Source organism: Tenacibaculum sp. L6, from assembly GCF_028823685.1.
Lineage (GTDB): Bacteria > Bacteroidota > Bacteroidia > Flavobacteriales > Flavobacteriaceae > Polaribacter.
In genome coordinates this window covers 1-17,705 of the sequence record NZ_JAPEHZ010000046.1, presented here as the reverse complement: position 1 = coordinate 17,705, position 17,705 = coordinate 1, and the positions used below count along the sequence as shown (strand labels likewise).

The 17,705-nt window shown below is 32.6% G+C and carries 15 protein-coding genes and 1 pseudogene; 10 read left to right on the top strand and 6 right to left on the bottom strand.

Going from position 1 to position 17,705, the window contains the following annotated elements:
• The 5 genes and pseudogenes from OU788_RS09065 to OU788_RS09045 all read right to left on the bottom strand — a co-directional run.
• Nucleotides 1–443, bottom strand: a pseudogene (locus OU788_RS09065) (hypothetical protein); the annotation flags it as partial.
• 74 nt (nucleotides 444–517) lie between these two features.
• A complete protein-coding gene (locus tag OU788_RS09060) occupies nucleotides 518–1,309 on the bottom strand; it encodes a TrmH family RNA methyltransferase (protein WP_274634880.1) in 792 nt (263 codons plus the stop codon).
• A 306-nt stretch (nucleotides 1,310–1,615) separates the two neighbouring features.
• The gene (locus OU788_RS09055; RefSeq protein WP_274634879.1) at nucleotides 1,616–2,914 is read right to left on the bottom strand and encodes an amidohydrolase family protein; all 1,299 of its coding nucleotides are present in this window, start codon (nucleotides 2,912–2,914) and stop codon (nucleotides 1,616–1,618) included.
• Between the two features lie 19 nt (nucleotides 2,915–2,933).
• Complete coding sequence (locus OU788_RS09050) at nucleotides 2,934–5,876, bottom strand: amidohydrolase family protein (protein ID WP_274634878.1); 2,943 nt, start codon at nucleotides 5,874–5,876, stop codon at nucleotides 2,934–2,936.
• A 76-nt stretch (nucleotides 5,877–5,952) separates the two neighbouring features.
• Nucleotides 5,953–7,002, bottom strand: a complete 1,050-nt coding sequence (locus OU788_RS09045; protein ID WP_274634877.1) for a WD40/YVTN/BNR-like repeat-containing protein — start codon at nucleotides 7,000–7,002, stop codon at nucleotides 5,953–5,955.
• Nucleotides 7,003–7,066: 64 nt separating this feature from the next.
• Between OU788_RS09045 and OU788_RS09040 the strand changes: the two genes are divergently transcribed.
• From OU788_RS09040 to OU788_RS09030, 3 genes are read left to right on the top strand one after another with little or no spacing between them, the layout of a single operon-like run.
• Entirely contained in the window at nucleotides 7,067–8,020 is a 954-nt protein-coding gene (locus OU788_RS09040) for a patatin-like phospholipase family protein (protein WP_274634876.1), read from the top strand.
• A gap of 2 nt (nucleotides 8,021–8,022) precedes the next feature.
• Nucleotides 8,023–8,916, top strand: a complete 894-nt coding sequence (locus OU788_RS09035) for a DUF72 domain-containing protein (protein ID WP_274634875.1) — start codon at nucleotides 8,023–8,025, stop codon at nucleotides 8,914–8,916.
• Nucleotides 8,917–8,966: 50 nt separating this feature from the next.
• A complete protein-coding gene (locus OU788_RS09030; RefSeq protein WP_274634874.1) occupies nucleotides 8,967–9,353 on the top strand; it encodes a hypothetical protein in 387 nt (128 codons plus the stop codon).
• A 73-nt stretch (nucleotides 9,354–9,426) separates the two neighbouring features.
• Here the strand turns inward: OU788_RS09030 and OU788_RS09025 are convergent, their stop codons facing one another.
• Nucleotides 9,427–10,875: a S41 family peptidase gene (locus OU788_RS09025; RefSeq protein WP_274634873.1), complete on the bottom strand. Its 1,449-nt coding sequence runs from the start codon at nucleotides 10,873–10,875 to the stop codon at nucleotides 9,427–9,429.
• 250 nt (nucleotides 10,876–11,125) lie between these two features.
• On the opposite strand from OU788_RS09025, the gene OU788_RS09020 reads away from it, so the two are divergent.
• The 7 genes from OU788_RS09020 to OU788_RS08990 all read left to right on the top strand — a co-directional run.
• Complete coding sequence (locus tag OU788_RS09020) at nucleotides 11,126–11,635, top strand: RNA polymerase sigma factor (protein ID WP_274634872.1); 510 nt, start codon at nucleotides 11,126–11,128, stop codon at nucleotides 11,633–11,635.
• Complete coding sequence (locus OU788_RS09015; RefSeq protein WP_274634871.1) at nucleotides 11,622–12,092, top strand: hypothetical protein; 471 nt, start codon at nucleotides 11,622–11,624, stop codon at nucleotides 12,090–12,092. Before OU788_RS09020 ends, OU788_RS09015 begins: the two co-directional genes overlap by 14 nt.
• A gap of 40 nt (nucleotides 12,093–12,132) precedes the next feature.
• Nucleotides 12,133–12,648, top strand: coding sequence for a DUF4252 domain-containing protein (locus OU788_RS09010; RefSeq protein WP_274634870.1), 516 nt, complete (start codon nucleotides 12,133–12,135; stop codon nucleotides 12,646–12,648).
• Between the two features lie 55 nt (nucleotides 12,649–12,703).
• Nucleotides 12,704–13,264 (top strand): DUF4252 domain-containing protein, encoded by a 561-nt coding sequence (locus tag OU788_RS09005; RefSeq protein WP_274634869.1) that lies wholly within the window; start codon nucleotides 12,704–12,706, stop codon nucleotides 13,262–13,264.
• 119 nt (nucleotides 13,265–13,383) lie between these two features.
• Entirely contained in the window at nucleotides 13,384–15,831 is a 2,448-nt protein-coding gene (locus OU788_RS09000; protein ID WP_274634868.1) for a M1 family metallopeptidase, read from the top strand.
• A gap of 106 nt (nucleotides 15,832–15,937) precedes the next feature.
• Complete coding sequence (locus OU788_RS08995; protein WP_342454928.1) at nucleotides 15,938–17,137, top strand: hypothetical protein; 1,200 nt, start codon at nucleotides 15,938–15,940, stop codon at nucleotides 17,135–17,137.
• A 135-nt stretch (nucleotides 17,138–17,272) separates the two neighbouring features.
• The coding region (locus OU788_RS08990) for an alpha-ketoglutarate-dependent dioxygenase AlkB family protein (protein WP_274634867.1) at nucleotides 17,273–17,705 on the top strand (433 nt) is incomplete at its 3' end.

Below are 17,705 nucleotides of genomic sequence, written 5' to 3'. Positions count from 1 at the left end.
ATAAAATCGTAATTAAATTGCTCTATTAGCCTTTTGTTATAGTCAAAGTTGTTTTTTAAAACACAATATTTAATAAAAAAGTGAGCTACTTCAATATAAGTATTTACAGTATTTTCACTATACCTTTTTTCTTGAAGCCAACGTTTAAATCGTTTTATATCAGTCAATTTTTCATAAGGAATAATAACCGTGTGTATATCATTTTTTTGAGGAAGAGAATTTATGACGCTCCAATTGTTGTTTTTTATATGCTTAAGAAGTTTTTCTTCGTTTTTTAATGAATAAGGAATGTAAAAAGTTTTATGAGTTTTACTCCATTTTAACGTTTCAATAGATTTTATAGATGTCTTTATATCATCATGATAGCCAAATTTAATAGCAATTTGTAAATGTCCTTTATGATTAAAGAGGCATAAGGTAATTTCTTTGGATAACTTTTTCATACTGCAACTATTACACTATCAAAAATAGCAAAAAAATATTTTATTTGATAATAAGGGCTTTATAAGCACAATTGTTAAAACCCTCGTTGTCGTTTGGCTTCAAAAGTTAAGATAGCTGCAGCAACCGATACATTCATGGAATCAATTTCACCTTGCATTGGGATGTTAATATTTTGAGTAGCCTCGTCTCGCCAAATTTGTGTTAAGCCTGTAGCTTCGGTACCTACTACCAAAGCCGTAGCTTTTGTGTAGTCGTTTTTATGGTATTCGTTTGAGTTTTGTAGCGTAGCACTATAAATATGGATGTTGTGCTTTTGTAAAAAAGCAATAATTTCTTCAGAAGAACCTACACCAATTTGATTGGTAAACACACAGCCTACACTAGAGCGAATGATGTTGGGATTGAATATATCCGATTTAGGATTTGCAATAAAAACAGCATCTACATTCGCAGCATCGGCAGTACGTAACATCGCACCTATATTTCCTGGCTTTTCAATACCTTCCATAACCAAAACGAGTGGAGTAGTGGTGTTGAATTCAATAGCGTCTAAATCAAAACTTTTAGATTTAACCACAGCAATAATGCCTTCGGTAGTATCGCGATAGGCAAGTTTTTGATATACTTCTTTCGTAATTTCGATGCAATTAGCCGTTTGGTTTTTTATTTCAGTTAGATTTTCTTCTGTGAAAAGTTCAGGTACAAAAAGTACAGTGTCAATTTCATATCCACCTTTGAGTACTAACGAAATTTCGCGTTGTCCTTCAACTAAAAAAAGTCCTTTTTTCTTACGTTCACGCGATTTTTCTTGAAGCTTTAAAAGCTCTTTTATATAGGCGTTTTGTGTACTGCTAATCTGTTTCATTCTTGCAAAAATACGAATATAGACTTAATCAATTACCTAGAGAGAAATACATGAGTGTAGAAAAGAAATGATTTAAAGTCAAGTCACAATAAATTAACTATTTGGCTATCGTTCTACGATAAAAAAAGCTCGGTTGCCCGAGCTTTTTTGAGAAAAAATTATTGTCATTTCAAACATAAGTGAAATGGAAGGAGAAATTTGAATTAGATTTAGCTTCACTGAACCTTGCGGTTTCTAGCTATTACTCGAAATGACTAGATGAATTGTTATCTAGATTCCTTCGCCAAACTTCCTCAGAATGACGTTCTATTGATTTTTATATTTATCAGAATAACGTTTCCATAATTTGGTTTGGTGCGATTCTAAACTAATCTTTCTTCCTTGAATAAAAGCTTCGTTTAAAATATTTGTACGCATATCTAAAGCATCTCCTTCAGAAATAAATAGGGTAGCATCTTTACCAACTTCTAAAGTACCTACTTTATCATCAATTCCTAATATCTTGGCATTATTACCTGTAATTAGCTGAACTGCTTTTTCTTTATCTAATCCGTAAGCAGCGTAAGTACCTGCATAAAAAGGAAGGTTACGCGTACTCATACGTTCCATTTCTCCTTCCATACCTAAACCTACTAAGATACCTGCATCAGCTAATATTTTAGCTGCACGATAAGGTCTGTCATAATCAGTATCTTCACCATTAGGTAAACGGTGCGCACGTTCTAAAATAACAGGAATGTTGTTAGCGTTTAATAAATCGGCTACTTTTTCAGCTTCTTGTCCGCGTACGATTACGATGTTTTTAATACCTAATTCTTTACAAGTATTTACCGCGTCGGTAATTCCTTTTTTACCAGATACGTGTACAAACATTTTTTGAGAACCGTTTAAAACACCTTGTAAAGACTCATAAGGTAAGTTTTTAGTAGACTTATTGCTGGCTAAATAGCTTTTTGCGTTGGCAAAAAAGTCTTTAAATTCTTCAATGTTTTTTTGATAGTTTTTATTTGGTTTTAAACCAGGATCTTCCCCCATCCACCAACGACCACGGCTAAAAGCATTAGGCCAATTCATGTGAATTCCGTCATCAGTTTTGATAGAAGCGTCTTCCCAATTCCAAGCATCTAGTTGAACGATAGAAGAGGTGCCAGAGATAACTCCACCACGAGGCGCTACTTGTGCCATTAACACTCCGTTAGGACGCATCGTTTCTACTACTTTGCTTTCGGTATTGTAAGCTATAATACTACGTATGTGAGGCAACATGGTACCAACTTCGTCAACATCTCTTGTAGCACGAACGGCATCTATTTCAGCTAATCCTAAAGAGGTGTTTGCAGCAATAAATCCTGGATATACATGTTTTCCTTTTGCATTAATAACGGTACCCATGCGGGCAATTTTCATTTTAGCACTTCCTACAAACTTAATTTTTCCGTTAGAGAACATAATTAAAGAGTTTTCAATCACTTCTCCATTACCTAAATGTGCCGTAGCACCTTCAATAGAATAATCTTGAGTTTGCTTAGGTGCTGGTGTTTGTTGGGCTAGTATGTTTCCTAAGAATAAGAAACATACCAAACTATATATTAATTTAATTTTCATGTTTTGTATTTTTAAGTTCTTATTCTGTATCACAGTGAAATAATTTTTGAGTTTTTTTCTTAGGAGCTTGTGTTTTACCACCTTTTAACTTCTCTTGTAACATCATGTTGATCAATTTAGCACGTTCTGCTTTGATAGCTTTACGTTTTTCTAAATCTTTTTCAATATCGAAGTACATTGCTCCATCAATAATTGTTTTCTCTGCTTTTGAATATACAGATAAAGGGTTTCCGCTCCATAGAACTACATCGGCATCTTTACCTACTTTAATACTACCTGTACGATCGTTTAAGTGTAATAATTTCGCAGGATTGATAGTTACTGTAGCCCAAGCTTCTTGCTCGCTCATTCCACCGTACTTTATCAATTTAGCAGCTTCTTGGTTTAATCTACGAGACATTTCAGCATCATCAGAATTAATAGCAACGGTAACTCCTTGGTTGTGCATAATTGCCGCGTTGTAAGGAATAGCGTCGTTTACTTCATATTTGTATGCCCACCAGTCTGAGAAAGTAGAACCACCAGCTCCGTGTTTTTTCATTTTATCAGCAAGTTTATATCCTTCTAAAATATGAGTGAACGTGTTGATGTTAAAGTTGAATTGTTCAGCTACCTTCATCAACATATTAATTTCTGATTGAACATAAGAGTGACAAGAAATGAAACGCTCTTTGTTAATGATTTCAGCTAAGGTTTCTAACTCAATATCTTTACGATACGGTTGTCCACTTTTCTTTTTAGCATCGTATTCTTTAGCTCTTTGGAAGTAATCGATATATACTTGTTCAACTCCCATACGAGTTTGTGGGAAACGAATGGTGTTAGAATCTCCCCAGTTAGATTGTTTTACGTTTTCACCTAAAGCAAACTTGATAAATTTAGGGGTATTGTTGTATAATAATCCGTCAGCATTTTCTCCCCATTTTAGTTTAATAATAGCAGAGCGTCCTCCAATAGGATTGGCTGAACCATGTAAAATTTGAATAGAAGTAACACCACCAGCGATGTTTCTATAAATATTAATATCGTTAGGATTAATCACATCTTCAATAGTTACTTCAGCAGAAGAATTATGACCTGATTCGTTAATTGCTGACGCAGCAATATGTGAGTGTTCATCAATAATACCAGCGGTAAGGTACTTACCTGTTCCGTCAATAATTTTTGCACCTCTACTAGATAAATTAGATCCTATTTTTGAAATTTTTCCGTCTTTGATTAACACGTCAGTATTGTTCAATACTTCGTTGTTTTCAGAAGTCCAAACAGTAGCATTTTTAATTAAAATAGTTTCGTTTTGAGGCTTAGCAGCGTTACCATAACCTACATTAGGGAAAGAAACAGCAAAAACTTCAGGTGTTTTGTCGTCTTTTTTATCTTTTTTCTTTTTCTCATCTACTTTTGAAGTATAAGTAGCTGACCATTTACTTTCGTTTCCGGTATTATCAATAGCGGTACCTTTAATTTGTTTATTGTCTAATTGACCCGTTAAGCGTGTAAAATTATCACCTTCTCTTAAAGTAATGTTTATCCAATCATTAGCAAATGAAAAGTTTGAGTTGATTTTCTCTTCACCTTTTTTAATTTCTGCAGTTTGTTTAGCACCTGAACCTGTAATTGCCATGGTATACGTTGAACCATTAACATTTAAGGCATAATTACCCGTAATATCTTTGATATCCATAGGATTGATAACATTCTTAGCTCCTTGAACCCAGTTTTCAAATAGGGTAGTTTTTGAATCAAAAATATCTCCAGAAGTAATTAAAAAGTTAGCATAGCTTCCAGCTTTTAAGTTTCCTATTTTAGTATTATTTAAAATGTTAGCAGGAACCGTTGTCAATGCTTCTAAAGCAGTAGTTTTATCTAATCCGTGAGCAATGGCTTTTTGTAAATTAGCATTAAAATCTTTTACATTTTTTAAATCATGTGTAGTTAATGCAAAAGGAATTTTATTTTGAGCAAACACAGCAGGATTTGAAGGCTCTTGATTCCAAGCGCGCATATCACTCAACGCAATTTTATCCGTTAAAAATGGGTTAGATACATCGTAAGCTTTTCTAAAATTAATAGGAAGGATATAAGTAGCATTGGTTGCTTTTATATCATTAATTCTTTCGTACTCATTTCCTCCACCTAAGATAGTGTATTGAATACCGAATTCATCTCCAATTTTATCAGCTCGTAAATTATCTAAATAACCACCTGCATTAAAAATTTGTGGTAAGTTTTTGTTATTGTTTAAAGCCTCTAACGCTAAGTCTGTGTTTTTAGCATTTCCATTAGCATACCAATCAGCATCTAAATAGGTTTGACGTAGTAAAGCCATAGCTCCCATACGTGAAGTTGGGTAACTTTGACGTGATTTTACACTTTTAGAAAACGACAAGTAGTTTCCTGATTTTTTATCTAGAATTCTATACGCATCAGTATTGTTAGGATTTAAGGCAACTAGCATTCCGTTTCCTTGCATAATCCCATCTTCTAAGTGCGTATTAACAGCACCAAAACCAGTAGCTAATAATTCTTTAGCTTTTTTAGCGTCAAATTTGAATTCTGAAGCAGGATCTATATCAGGACGAATATGATCGTTCCAATAATATCCTTTTCTGCCAGCATCGTATTGAGGTCCTTGTCCGAGACCACCTTCTCTTTTTGGTTTTTCAATACCAAAAGTAGCATAAACATCTACAAAAGAAGGATAAATAGATTTACCATCAAGATCGATAGTTTGTGCTTCGTTAGGAATAGTAACTGATTTTCCTACAGAAACCACTTTTCCGTCTTTTACAAGCAATGTTCCTTTTTTTATTACTTGATTAGGAGTAACATAAATGGTAGCATTGGTAAATGCATACACATTGTTTTTGGATGACTTTACTCCTGTGTTGGTAGGAAAGTACTCTTGCGCAAAAGAACTACTAATACACAAGGATAAGAGTAAGAATAGTATTTTTTTCATTGAATATTGAGTTGATTAGTTCATAAAAGTATACAGTAAAAAAGGAATAAAAACCCTTTTAACAAAACATTAAGAATTAGTTAAGAATTAATTTTCCAATTTTTTCGTGACCTGATAACCAAGCAGTATTGCTGTCTACAAATTGAATCGAATAGTATTCTTCTTTACTAACATCCGTCCAAGTATGTCCACCATCATTAGAAAATGAAACGCCAGTTTTTCCAACCGCAAAAACTTCTTTACCGTTAGTATTAGGCACATATTGCACACAGCTTTTATAATTAGGATTTTGATTGTTAGCTACAAGTGTCCATGTTTTTCCTCCATCAGAAGTAACAGCTTTGTTAGCAAGATTATCTTCAGGTTTTGAATAGTTTCCTCCGATAGCAATTCCATGATTTTCATCGTTAAAATCGATTGAGTAAATTCCTTGTGGACCATCTCCCTGAACTATTGGCGTATCAAAAATCTCCCAAGTGTTTCCAAAGTCGGTAGATTTTAAAATACGTGCTTTTGTTCCACCAGATCCAATCCAAACCGTATTGTTTACTATCGAAATGTTGGTGTTACTAGCGGCAAAAAACGCTTCACCTTCTTCAAAATTAGGTAATTGTGTGCATGGTAGTTTAGTCCAAGTATTTCCTCCATTCGAAGTAAGAATAACCGACGGACAGTCTTCTGTAGGATCACCAACGGCAATACCATGCTTTCCATCGGCAAAGAATTTCATACTGTCGTAAAATACTTTTTCATTTTTTTCAATGTAAACCAATTGAAGTTCCTCTTGACTTTTTTTGTATAGAAGAGCCGGATTAGCTACCGATAGAACAAAAATATCATTATTGTTTTGAGCAATACTTCTAAAATGTGGAATGATATAATCATTGTATTTCAGTTTTTGAGTGCTCCAAGTTTTACCTCCATCTTCAGTGGTTGTAATATCTCCTATAGAACCAGCATAGGTTAGTTTATTGGCATCAATAGCTAGTATAGCTCTAATGCTAGTGCTGTCTCGCTTTATTTCTGTAATCGTAACAGAGTTAATAGTTCTTGGGGTGTATTGTTTTTCAGTTTTACAAGAAATTAACACGCAAAAGAGAAAGAAAAGTACAGATAGTTGTTTCATGTGTTTGGTTGCTTTTTTTTGATATTTTTACAGAACTAAAAATAGATAAATCAAACTTAATTCAATGAAAAAAGCCTTGGTAATTTCTGGAGGAGGAAGTAAAGGAGCGTTTGCAGGCGGAGTTGCACAATACTTAATGAAGCATAAAAATAAAGATTATGACATGCTTTTAGGTACTTCTACAGGTAGTTTAATGGTATCGCATTTAGCTTTAGGTATGGTTGATGAATTGAAAGAGGTATATACTTCGGTAGATCAAAAAGCTATTTTTAGTAACAGTCCGTTCAGAGTAAAATCAGTACATGGTGAAAAGGTGGTGTCAATAAGACATAGAAACACGTTTTGGAACTTTTTAAATGGAAGTAAAACCTTTGGGGAGAGTAAAAATTTACGTAAGCTCATAAAAAATAGCATAACCAAAGAAATGTATGATGAGATTAGAAGATTAAATAAAGAAGTAGTGGTAACAGTTTCTAATTTAACAGCGAATCAAATTGAATACAAGTCGATTTTAGAGTGCGAATATGAAGATTTTTGCGATTGGATTTGGGGTTCGTGTAACTATGTGCCATTTATGAGTTTGTTAGAAAAAGATCACTGTCAGTATGCAGATGGTGGTTTTGGAAGTTTAATACCTATTCGTGAAGCTATAGCAAGAGGGGCTACAGAGGTTGATGCAATTATTTTAGCTACGGAAGTAACACAAATGAATAGATTGCCAGCAAAGAACCCATTTTCATTGATGATGGACACGTTTGATTTCATGTTAGAAAATGTTGAAAGACATAATATTACCATAGGAAAACTATCAGCAAAACACCATAATGTGAAGTTAAATTTATACTATACACCAACGGTTTTAACTACAAATTCTCTAGTATTTGATAAAGAGAAAATGAAACAATGGTGGAAGTCAGGATATAATTATGCTAAAAAGCTAAATGATGATAGAATGACAGAGTTTAGACCAGAAATGGTAGATAATCAGGAAATTGAAGAAGGAATAGAAAACAATTAAGTATGAAGTTTGGAAAGGTAGAACACCCTGAGTTAATAGATTTTACATTACCTGAAACTCACCCTAAAACAATAGAGTTGTTAAGTTCTTATGAAAAGAGTGATAAACCAAGTGTTTTTGTAGGATGTGCTAAGTGGAACAAAGCCGATTTAAAAGGGTTTTATCCGAGAGGCACAAAAGATGAATTAGAATATTATTCGAAGCAATTCAATTCTATCGAATTAAACGCTACTTTTTATCGTCAATTTTCCGCGGAACAATTTGCTAAATGGAAAGAAAAGACTCCAAAAGGGTTTAAGTTTTTTCCAAAGTTAGGGCAGGAGATAAGCCATTGGAAAAGACTAGAAGGTGTTCAAGATGCGGTGAATATTTATTTAGATAATGCTTCAAACTTAGAAGAAAAATTAGGAACCATCTTTTTACAATTACATTCTAATTTTGGACCTAAAAATTTTGATAAACTACAAAAATTTGCTGTGAGTTGGCCTAATGGAATTCCGCTTGCCATAGAAGTTCGTCACCCTGATTGGTTTGAAGATATAGAAGTGTTTGATGAATTCACTCAGTTGTTAGAAGAAAATAATATAGCTAATGTACTGGTTGATACGGCAGGTAGACGGGATATGGTACACATGAGACTGACCAATAATGAGGCTTTTATACGTTATGTAGGAGCAAATCATCCAACAGATTATTCACGTTTAGATGAGTGGGTAGAAAGACTAAAAGAGTGGAGTGATTTAGGATTACAAAATATTAATTTTTTCATTCATCAAAATTTAGAAGTAGAATCTCCTTTGTTAGCAGCATATTTTATAAAAAAGTTGAATAAGGAACTAGGAGTTAATTTAAAAATACCTAATGAAGAAAATAATCAACAAATGAGTTTGTTGTAGAGTTCTTTTAAAATAGAAAGTGCACTAAAATTTTATAAGAATAGGAGAGAATGATTTTTTTTGATATCGTAATACAAAACGTATTTTATTTTTTGACCTTTTTAAATTCTAGCTTTTATAAGAGTAGTTATGATGGAAAACTTCATTCTTTTATTGTAACAGGAGGATTGTTGACTCTAAATTTTTTTAGTATCTCAAGGTTTATTTATTATTCTTTTTTAGGGAAAACCATGCCGAAAGAAATGTTTTATGTTACTACTATTTTGATATTTGTAGCGTATTATATTTTTTATTTTAAGAGGAAAAGAATTAATGAAATTTTAAAAGAAAAAAACCTTAATCTGATTAATGTTTTGATAACAGCTTCTTATGTGTTTTTAACCTTTTATGTATTTATTAAAACTGGAGATTATTTAAGAGGTAAAATTTTAGTATAATTTTTGTAAATACACAGGATAAAAAAAATCCAGCCAAGTAGCTGGATTTTTATTTTATATTTTTTTGATTGCTTTATTTCAAGTCAATATACATATTGTTGTAGTCAGGATTTGACATAGATGAGTTCCAAGAAGGTGAAATTTTATAGCTTTTTTGCAATGTTGGCAATCCTTTAGCTCCTGTTGTAATATATTGGATTGTTCTTTCTAACAAAGGCTCTGTAGGATCACCTAAGACACCTAAATTCCCAGGATCTTCATCTATAAGAATATCAGGAGTAAATCCTTCAGGAGAATTTTCTCCATCAACATTTTGAATTTCAGAAACAATAGGCTGTAGAGCCCAAGTATGACTTTTTAAATTATCTCCATATCGAGTATAATCGTCAGAATCGTATAAAGTTATCGAACCAACATGCTTTCCATAAGTTTGAACTCCTACTAGTTTAACATCAATATATGGTTTTAGAGAATTGATTACGACTTCAGAAGCTGAGGCAGAATTACTAGAAACAATAAAATATACCGTTGTTAAATTCAAACTGTTAATAGCTTCTTCTAACACAATAGTTCCTTGCGAATTTGTATTTTTAATTTGATTCGTAAAATTGTTGATGAATGATTCAGCAGGGCGAGAGTTCATTACTTTTTGATTCCATAGTTGTTTTGCAAACAACTCATCAGTAAATTGCCCAGTAATCATACTACCTAAATAGGTAGCTGTTTGTAAAGAACCACCACCGTTGTAGCGTAAATCGATAATTAAATCGGTAATTCCGGCAGCTTTAAAGTTGGCAAATTCGGCATTTAAATCTCCATTGAAATCTTTAGAGAATTGATTGTAGAGTAAATAACCAATTGTATGACCTCCATCTGTAATTACATTACTTACCTTAACAGGGTTTTCAGTTACTTGTGATTTGTTAACTGTGATAGTTGTTCCATTACTAATAGGGTTTCCTCCATTATAATCAGCCAAATGAACGGTAAATGTTTCATTGGCAAATAAATCATTTACATTAGCCCTAGTTAAAGTTGTTCCGTTAACTTCAGTAATAATCATACCTCTAGTTACTCCTTGAATTTCAGCATCAGAGCCATTAACAACATCGTATACGTAGACATAATAACCACCAGAACCGTCAGAAAAATCAGCACCTATAGCCTTTATACCACTTGTTAATCGCGTACCTGCAAAAGACTGCTCAAGGGCAATATAATCGTCTACAATCCAAGAATAAGTTTTATTTGGATCTTGTGGATATTCATTATCCATGTACAATAAGCTATAAAAAAGATCTACTGGGTCATCATAGCCCGATAAATAACTATATATTTCGTTATCGTTACTAAAACGTCTGTCATCTAAATCAGGAACTAAATCTTGCCATAAGTAGTAGGCATTTAAACCTCTCCAAACAAAATGTTGAACTTCTATGTTTTTAGGGGCATCATCTTTTTCACTACAAGAAACAATAAGTATAGAAAATAAGAGAATAAGGGCTGTTTTTACTATTTTCATCTATTTTAGATTTTTGTAATTGTTTGTTTTATTAATGATTTAATCAAGTTATGTGAGTGTGGTATACCTAAATGCCCATTATGGACTTTTATAAGGAATGTGCTAACTGTAATACCAACGCAATTTAACGAATAATATTATTTTTTTTATTATTGATGTAACAAACTTGAAACTGCCTCGTCATAGTTATGTAAGCCTGATAAATAAGAAGTGTTTATTTTAAAGGATTACACAATTAATCAACTAAACAATGAACCAATCAGACTTTTTAAAAGTTGTATTACCATTTAAAGACAAAGTCTTTCGTTTAGCGAAAAGATTGTTGGTTTCTACAGAAGAAGCTGAAGACGCTACGCAAGAATTGTATTTTAAATTGTGGAGGAATCGGGAAAAACTGTCCGACTACAAAAATGTAGAGGCATTTGCGATGACGATGACAAAAAATTATTGTTATGATCGATTAAAATCGAAGCAAGCAAGTAATTTAACATTAGTGCATAGCAACTATAAAGAAAAAGAAACATCGCTAGAAAAGAAAGTAGAGCATAACGATAGTGTAAACCAAGTACATCAGCTCATTGAAAAATTACCAGAACAGCAAAAAATAATCATTCAGTTACGTGATATCGAACAGTATGATTTTGATGAAATATGCAAAATGGTAGATATGAAACCTACCGCTGTAAGGGTAGCCTTATCAAGAGCAAGAAAAACAATAAGAGAAGAACTCATTAAAAAACATAACTATGGAGTTAGCTAACATAGAGAAGTTATTAGAAAAATATCTAGACGCAGAAACAACGTTGCAAGAAGAAAAGATGCTACAAGAGTATTTTACCTCAAACAATGTGGCACCTCATTTGCAAGAGTACAGTATGATGTTTGGTTATTTTAAACAAAGTAAAGATGAAACCTTTACCCAAACCATTCAGTTAAAACCTGAGAAAACTAAGAAGAACTGGAAATGGTTGTCGGTAGCAGCGTCAGTAGTCTTACTATTTAGTGTATTTATAGGTAACGAAGAATACCAAAAGTATCAACAACGTAAACAGTTTGCGCAAATTAAAGAAGCGTTACAACTAGTTTCAGTCAATTTAAACAAAGGAAACGAAGCTATATATGCCGTTTCAAACAACCTAAAAAAGGGAAGTGATGCAATTGAACATTTAGAAACCTATGAAGAAACAGTAAATAAAGTAATAAACACTGTAAATTAATTAAGAAAGTAAAACCAAGTACTTATAAACAAAAGAAATCATGAAAAAAGTAATAGTATTATTAGCATTAACATTTGTATCTAACTTAAGTTTCGGACAATCAATTTTTGATAAGTTAGAAGATATTGATGAAGTTTCATCAGTTGTTGTAAACAAAGATGCTTTTGAAATTTTATCAAAATTTAAAGTAGAGTCTGAAGACAATGAAGCAATGGAAGTTTTTAAGATGATTCAAGACTTACAAGAATTAAAAGTTTTTTCCACTGAAAATGCTGCCGTAGCAGCTCAAATGGAAAATATGGTAAAATCAGCTGTAGGAAAAAGTAACTTAATAGAGTTAATGCGAGTAAAAGATAAAGATTCTCGTGTAAAGATTTATGTTAAGACAACTAAAAACAAAGATTTTGTAAGTGAAGTGTTAATGTTTGTAAAAGACAAAGATTCTAAAAACGGATCACCAGAGTCAGTAATTGTTTCGTTAACAGGAAATATAGATATTAACAAAATGTCTAAACTAGCAGAAACGTTTTCTAAAGACGGAAAGAAAGATAAATAAAACAAACAGAGCAGCGTTAATTCGTTAATGCTGCTTTCAATCAAAAACTAAAACAATGAAAAAACTAGTTATATATTCAATGTTACTAATAGCATTTGTAACAGTTTCTTGTAAAACAGAATCGTTACAAAGTTATTTGGTAGAAAGTCAAGACAAAGAAGGTTTCATGTCGTTTGACTTACCAGCAAGTGCACTTCAATTAAGCATGGATAAAGCTTCTGAAGAAGATAAAAAAGCCTACGAAAGCATAAAAAAAATAAATGTTACAGGTGTTCCGTATAAAAACTTAGACGAGGCAAGTTATGAAGCTGAAAAAGAGAGGTTAAAATCTATTTTAAAGAAATCAAACTACAAAGAGTTGATGAAATTTAAAAAAGATGGAGCCAATGCAGCAATTTATTACTTAGGAGAAGCAGATGCTATCGACGAAATTGTAGCTTTTGGTTATGGAAAAGGAATGGGAGTAGGTGTTGCACGTGTTTTAGGAGAAAACATGGATGTTAACAAAATTATGGGAATGATGCAGAAAGCTAATTTCGATGCAGGAAATGTTGACCTAAAACAATTTAAAATGATTTTAGGAGATAGTGATGTAGTCTCAGATAAAGCAGAGTAACCGTCATTAATAAAAATATAAAAAAGGCCATCAGATTTCTGATGGCTTTTTTCTTTTTAACGGGGCATTAACAAGCCTACCAATAGATTTTCCTATTTTTGGAGTCTAAACAAAAAAATATGAAGTTTCAAAAACTCCTTGTTGTCGTTGTTACCCTTTTTACAGTAACATTATTTTCTCAATCTGATAAAGTCTACAGAGCAGAAAGAGACAAAGTTCATAGTTTAATTCATACGAAGTTAAGAGTAGATTTTAACTTTCAAGAACAAGAAATGAACGGGGAAGAATGGGTAACACTAAAACCACATTTTTACGAAACGGATAAAGTTACTTTAGATGCCAAGGCAATGGAAATTCATAAAGTAACGATGAATAACCAACCATTAGATTATAATTATGATGATTTTGAGTTGGTTATCAATTTACCTCGTAAATACAACAGAAACGAAGAGTTTACGCTGTATATTAAATATACTGCACGTCCTGAAAGAGTAAAGCAAAAAGGAAGTGCTGCAATAACTTCAGCAAAAGGATTGTATTTTATCAATCCGAAAGGCTTAGATAAAAACAAACCAACCCAAATCTGGACGCAAGGAGAAACTGAAGCGAGTAGTTGTTGGTTTCCAACGATTGATGCACCGAACCAAAAGACATCACAAGAAATTTACATGACGGTTCCGCAAAAGTATGTAACACTTTCTAACGGAAAATTAGAAAAGCAAAAAACAAATGCAGATGGAACTCGTACCGATTATTGGAATTTTACTCAAAAACACGCTCCGTATTTATTCTTTATGGGAGTAGGAGAGTATGAGATTATTAAAGACAAATACAAAGATATTCCAGTTGATTATTATGTAGAAAAGGAATATGCTCCGTATGCAAAAGACATTTTTGGAAATACGCCTGAAATGTTAGCTTTTTTCTCAAAAATTACAGGAATTGAGTATCCTTGGAATAAGTATGCACAAATAGTTGGTCGCGATTATGTTAGTGGAGCGATGGAAAATACCACAGCGGTAATTCATGGAGAAAACGCATACCAAAGACCAGGGCAGTTAATTGATGAAAACGTACAAGAAAATACGATTGCGCACGAAATTTTTCATCACTGGTTTGGTGATTTAGTAACTACTGAAAGCTGGAGTAACTTAACCGTAAACGAGAGTTTTGCGAATTATAGCGAATATTTATGGTTAGAGCATAAATACGGAAAAGATGAAGCTGATGCGCATTTGTTTGAAGACAGTGAAGCCTACAAACAAGGTCAAAATTATGATAAGCATTTAGTTCGTTTTTATTACGATGATAAAGAAGATATGTTTGATGCGGTGAGTTACAACAAAGGTGGCGCTATTTTACACATGTTGCGTAACTATGTAGGTGATGATGCTTTTTATACGACATTAAATACCTATTTAACCGATTATAAATACGGAACAGCAGAAGCACACCAATTGCGTTTGGCTTTTGAAAAAGTTACCGGAAAAGATTTAAACTGGTTTTTCAATCAGTGGTATTTTAATAGCGGTCACCCGAAGTTGTCTATTTCGTACGATTATAATAAGTTACGCAAAACGGTAACTGTAAATATCATGCAAACACAAATGAATGAGTTTAAATTCCCATTTTCGATTGATGTTTTTGAAGGTGGTAAACGTACACGTCATAATGTTTTTGTGGACGGTAGAGATGCTTCGTTTACCTTTCCTTTTACCAAACAACCAGATTTAATTCAAGTAAATGCAGACGGAGTATTGCTGTGTGATATTTCAGAGAATAAAGTGTTGAGTGATTATATCCATCAATTAAAATATGCTCAAAACTACGCTCATAAAAGAGAAGCGTTGTTAGAAGTTGCAAAGCATCAAGATGATAAAAATGCGTTTAATGCAGTTGCTGGAGCGATGAATGACGATTTTTATAAAATCAGAATTTTAGCGTTGGAAAATATCAATCTAATCAATAAATATTCTAAAAAGAATGTGATTGATAAAATCATGAAAATGGCTAATAACGATCCTAAAACATTAGTACAAGCGGCTGCTATTGAAACCTTAGGAAAGTTAACTGACCCTGCATTAAAATCGGTATTTGATAAAGGTTTACAAAGTAAATCATACTCAGTATTGGGTAAATCATTGGTAGCAATGTATTATATCGATAAGCAGTTGGCAATTCAAAAATCAAAAACCTTACCGTTAGAAGTAAAAAAGATTGTAGCCACTCCGTTAACACGTATTTATTTAGAAGAAAATGACGATACAGAGTTAAGTTTTATTGCGGGTAATGTAATGGCAGGAATGTTCTTAAGTCCGAATAAGAAAATTCAATCTTTATATAAAGAAGCGTTTGATAAAATTGGAAAAAGTAACAATACAGAAGCTATTCAAAATTTAGCGGATGATATTGTAGCGAAAGGATTACAATACAAGCAATATAATTTTGACAAAGTAGGAATTAACTTGTTACGTCAATTAGTAGAAATGCAAAAGGCAAACAATCCTTCAAACATTGATAATAACTTACGAGTTATACAAATTGCAACAGCAAAATTGTTAGAGTAAACAAATTAAACTCTTAGCACATATTATATAAAATCATAAAGTTTAAGTTAAAAAGAATACTTAGTTTTGGCACAGAAATTGAATTTTCTAGCGAAACTTAAACTTTATGATTAAAAAAACTACCCTACTATCTATTTTTTCAGTGCTAGTATTAGCGTCTTGTAGTAGTGTTAAAACTACCGAGAAAGCAATTAATTCTGGTGATTACGAAAAAGCTATTTCTTTATCAATAGAAAATTTAGCAAAGAACAAAACCAAAGAGAAAAATCAGCCGTATGTGTTGATGCTTCAAGAAGCTTTTGCTAAAGCGACTCAAAGAGATTTAGACCGTATTTCATTTTTAGAAAAAGAGCAAAATCCGTCGAATTTAGAATCTATTTATAATTTGTACCAACGATTAAACAATCGCCAGGAAAGAATTAAACCATTATTACCCTTACGAGTTTTATCATCAGGAAGAGATGCTAAATTTAAAATGGTTAGTTATGCTGATAGAATTATAGAAGCAAAAGAAAACTATGCCGATTATTTATACGAAAATGGAGTTGCCTTGTTGAATGACGGAAAACGTAATAAAATTAATTACCGACGTGCTTTTGATGAACTAAGACATTTAGATAAAATCAACCCGAATTATAAAGATACAAGGGAGTTGATTGAAGAAGCTCATGAGTTGGGGACAGATTTTGTACATGTATCAGTAAGAAATAAAACCAATCAGATAATTCCTAAAAGATTAGAAAGAGATTTATTGGCGATTGACACCTACGGATTAAATGATTTATGGACCGTATATCATGCAAATAAAGACAGAAAAATTCGTTACGATTTTGATTTGGAATTAGATTTTAGAAATATTGAAATTTCTCCTGAACAAGTTCGCGAAAAAGAAATCATTAAAGAAAAAAGAATTAAAGACGGTTATAAGTACTTGTTAGATAACAACGGTAACTACGTAAAGGATAGTTTAGGAAATAAAATAAAGGTAGATAAGTACAAAGTAATTCGTTGTAAATTATATCAATTTACGCAGTTTAAAAGTAGCCGAGTTAGCGGAGTTGTAAAGTATATTGATAACAGAACGAATCAATTAGTACAAAAGTTTCCTATTCAAAGTGAGTTTGTATTTGAGCACGTATATGCCGATTATGATGGTGACAAAAGAGCGTTAGAGACTTCATTGTTAGATTTATTGAATGAAAGAGTAGTGAGTTTTCCATCTAACGAACAAATGGTATATGATACGGGTACCGACCTAAAACAGAAACTAAAACATATTATCACACGAAATAAGTTTAGAAATTAAAACATCGTCATTCCGAATCCCGATTCCGAAACTTCGGAAGAACGGGATGAAGGAATCTTTTTCTAAATGATGAGATAGCCACGTCGCTGTTGCTTCTCGCTATGACGTTCATTATTTAGTCGTATTTTTACAACGATGGATTTATTCTCACAATTTAACGATGCACCTAAAAACTTGCTTCCGAAAGATGGAACAGTAAACTACTACGGAATTGTTTTGTCTAAGGAATTAGCAGACCATTATTATGAAGCTTTATTAAATTCCATTGAATGGCGCAACGACGAAGCTATTATTTTTGGAAAACGCATGATAACCAAACGAAAAGTAGCTTGGTATGCAGAGCAACCCTTTGAATATTCGTATTCCAACATTACGAAAACAGCCTTACCGTTTACCAAAGAATTAGTAGCGTTAAAAGAATTAGTTGAAAAGAAAACAGGCGAAACCTATAACTCCTGTTTGTTGAATTTGTACCACGATGGTTCTGAAGGAATGGCGTGGCATAGTGACGGAGAAAAAGACTTAAAAAAGAATGGAGCGATTGCTTCGTTAAGCTTTGGAGCAGAAA

Coding starts and splice junctions, on each gene's coding strand:
- OU788_RS09015 (WP_274634871.1), top strand. CDS start 11,622: ATGGAGTTAGCTAACATAGAGAAGTTATTAGAAAAATATCTAGACGCA.
- OU788_RS09005 (WP_274634869.1), top strand. CDS start 12,704: ATGAAAAAACTAGTTATATATTCAATGTTACTAATAGCATTTGTAACA.
- OU788_RS09040 (WP_274634876.1), top strand. CDS start 7,067: ATGAAAAAAGCCTTGGTAATTTCTGGAGGAGGAAGTAAAGGAGCGTTT.
- OU788_RS09045 (WP_274634877.1), bottom strand. CDS start 7,002: ATGAAACAACTATCTGTACTTTTCTTTCTCTTTTGCGTGTTAATTTCT.
- OU788_RS09055 (WP_274634879.1), bottom strand. CDS start 2,914: ATGAAAATTAAATTAATATATAGTTTGGTATGTTTCTTATTCTTAGGA.
- OU788_RS09035 (WP_274634875.1), top strand. CDS start 8,023: ATGAAGTTTGGAAAGGTAGAACACCCTGAGTTAATAGATTTTACATTA.
- OU788_RS09050 (WP_274634878.1), bottom strand. CDS start 5,876: ATGAAAAAAATACTATTCTTACTCTTATCCTTGTGTATTAGTAGTTCT.
- OU788_RS09025 (WP_274634873.1), bottom strand. CDS start 10,875: ATGAAAATAGTAAAAACAGCCCTTATTCTCTTATTTTCTATACTTATT.
- OU788_RS09020 (WP_274634872.1), top strand. CDS start 11,126: ATGAACCAATCAGACTTTTTAAAAGTTGTATTACCATTTAAAGACAAA.
- OU788_RS09030 (WP_274634874.1), top strand. CDS start 8,967: ATGATTTTTTTTGATATCGTAATACAAAACGTATTTTATTTTTTGACC.
- OU788_RS08995 (WP_342454928.1), top strand. CDS start 15,938: ATGATTAAAAAAACTACCCTACTATCTATTTTTTCAGTGCTAGTATTA.
- OU788_RS09060 (WP_274634880.1), bottom strand. CDS start 1,309: ATGAAACAGATTAGCAGTACACAAAACGCCTATATAAAAGAGCTTTTA.
- OU788_RS09000 (WP_274634868.1), top strand. CDS start 13,384: ATGAAGTTTCAAAAACTCCTTGTTGTCGTTGTTACCCTTTTTACAGTA.
- OU788_RS09010 (WP_274634870.1), top strand. CDS start 12,133: ATGAAAAAAGTAATAGTATTATTAGCATTAACATTTGTATCTAACTTA.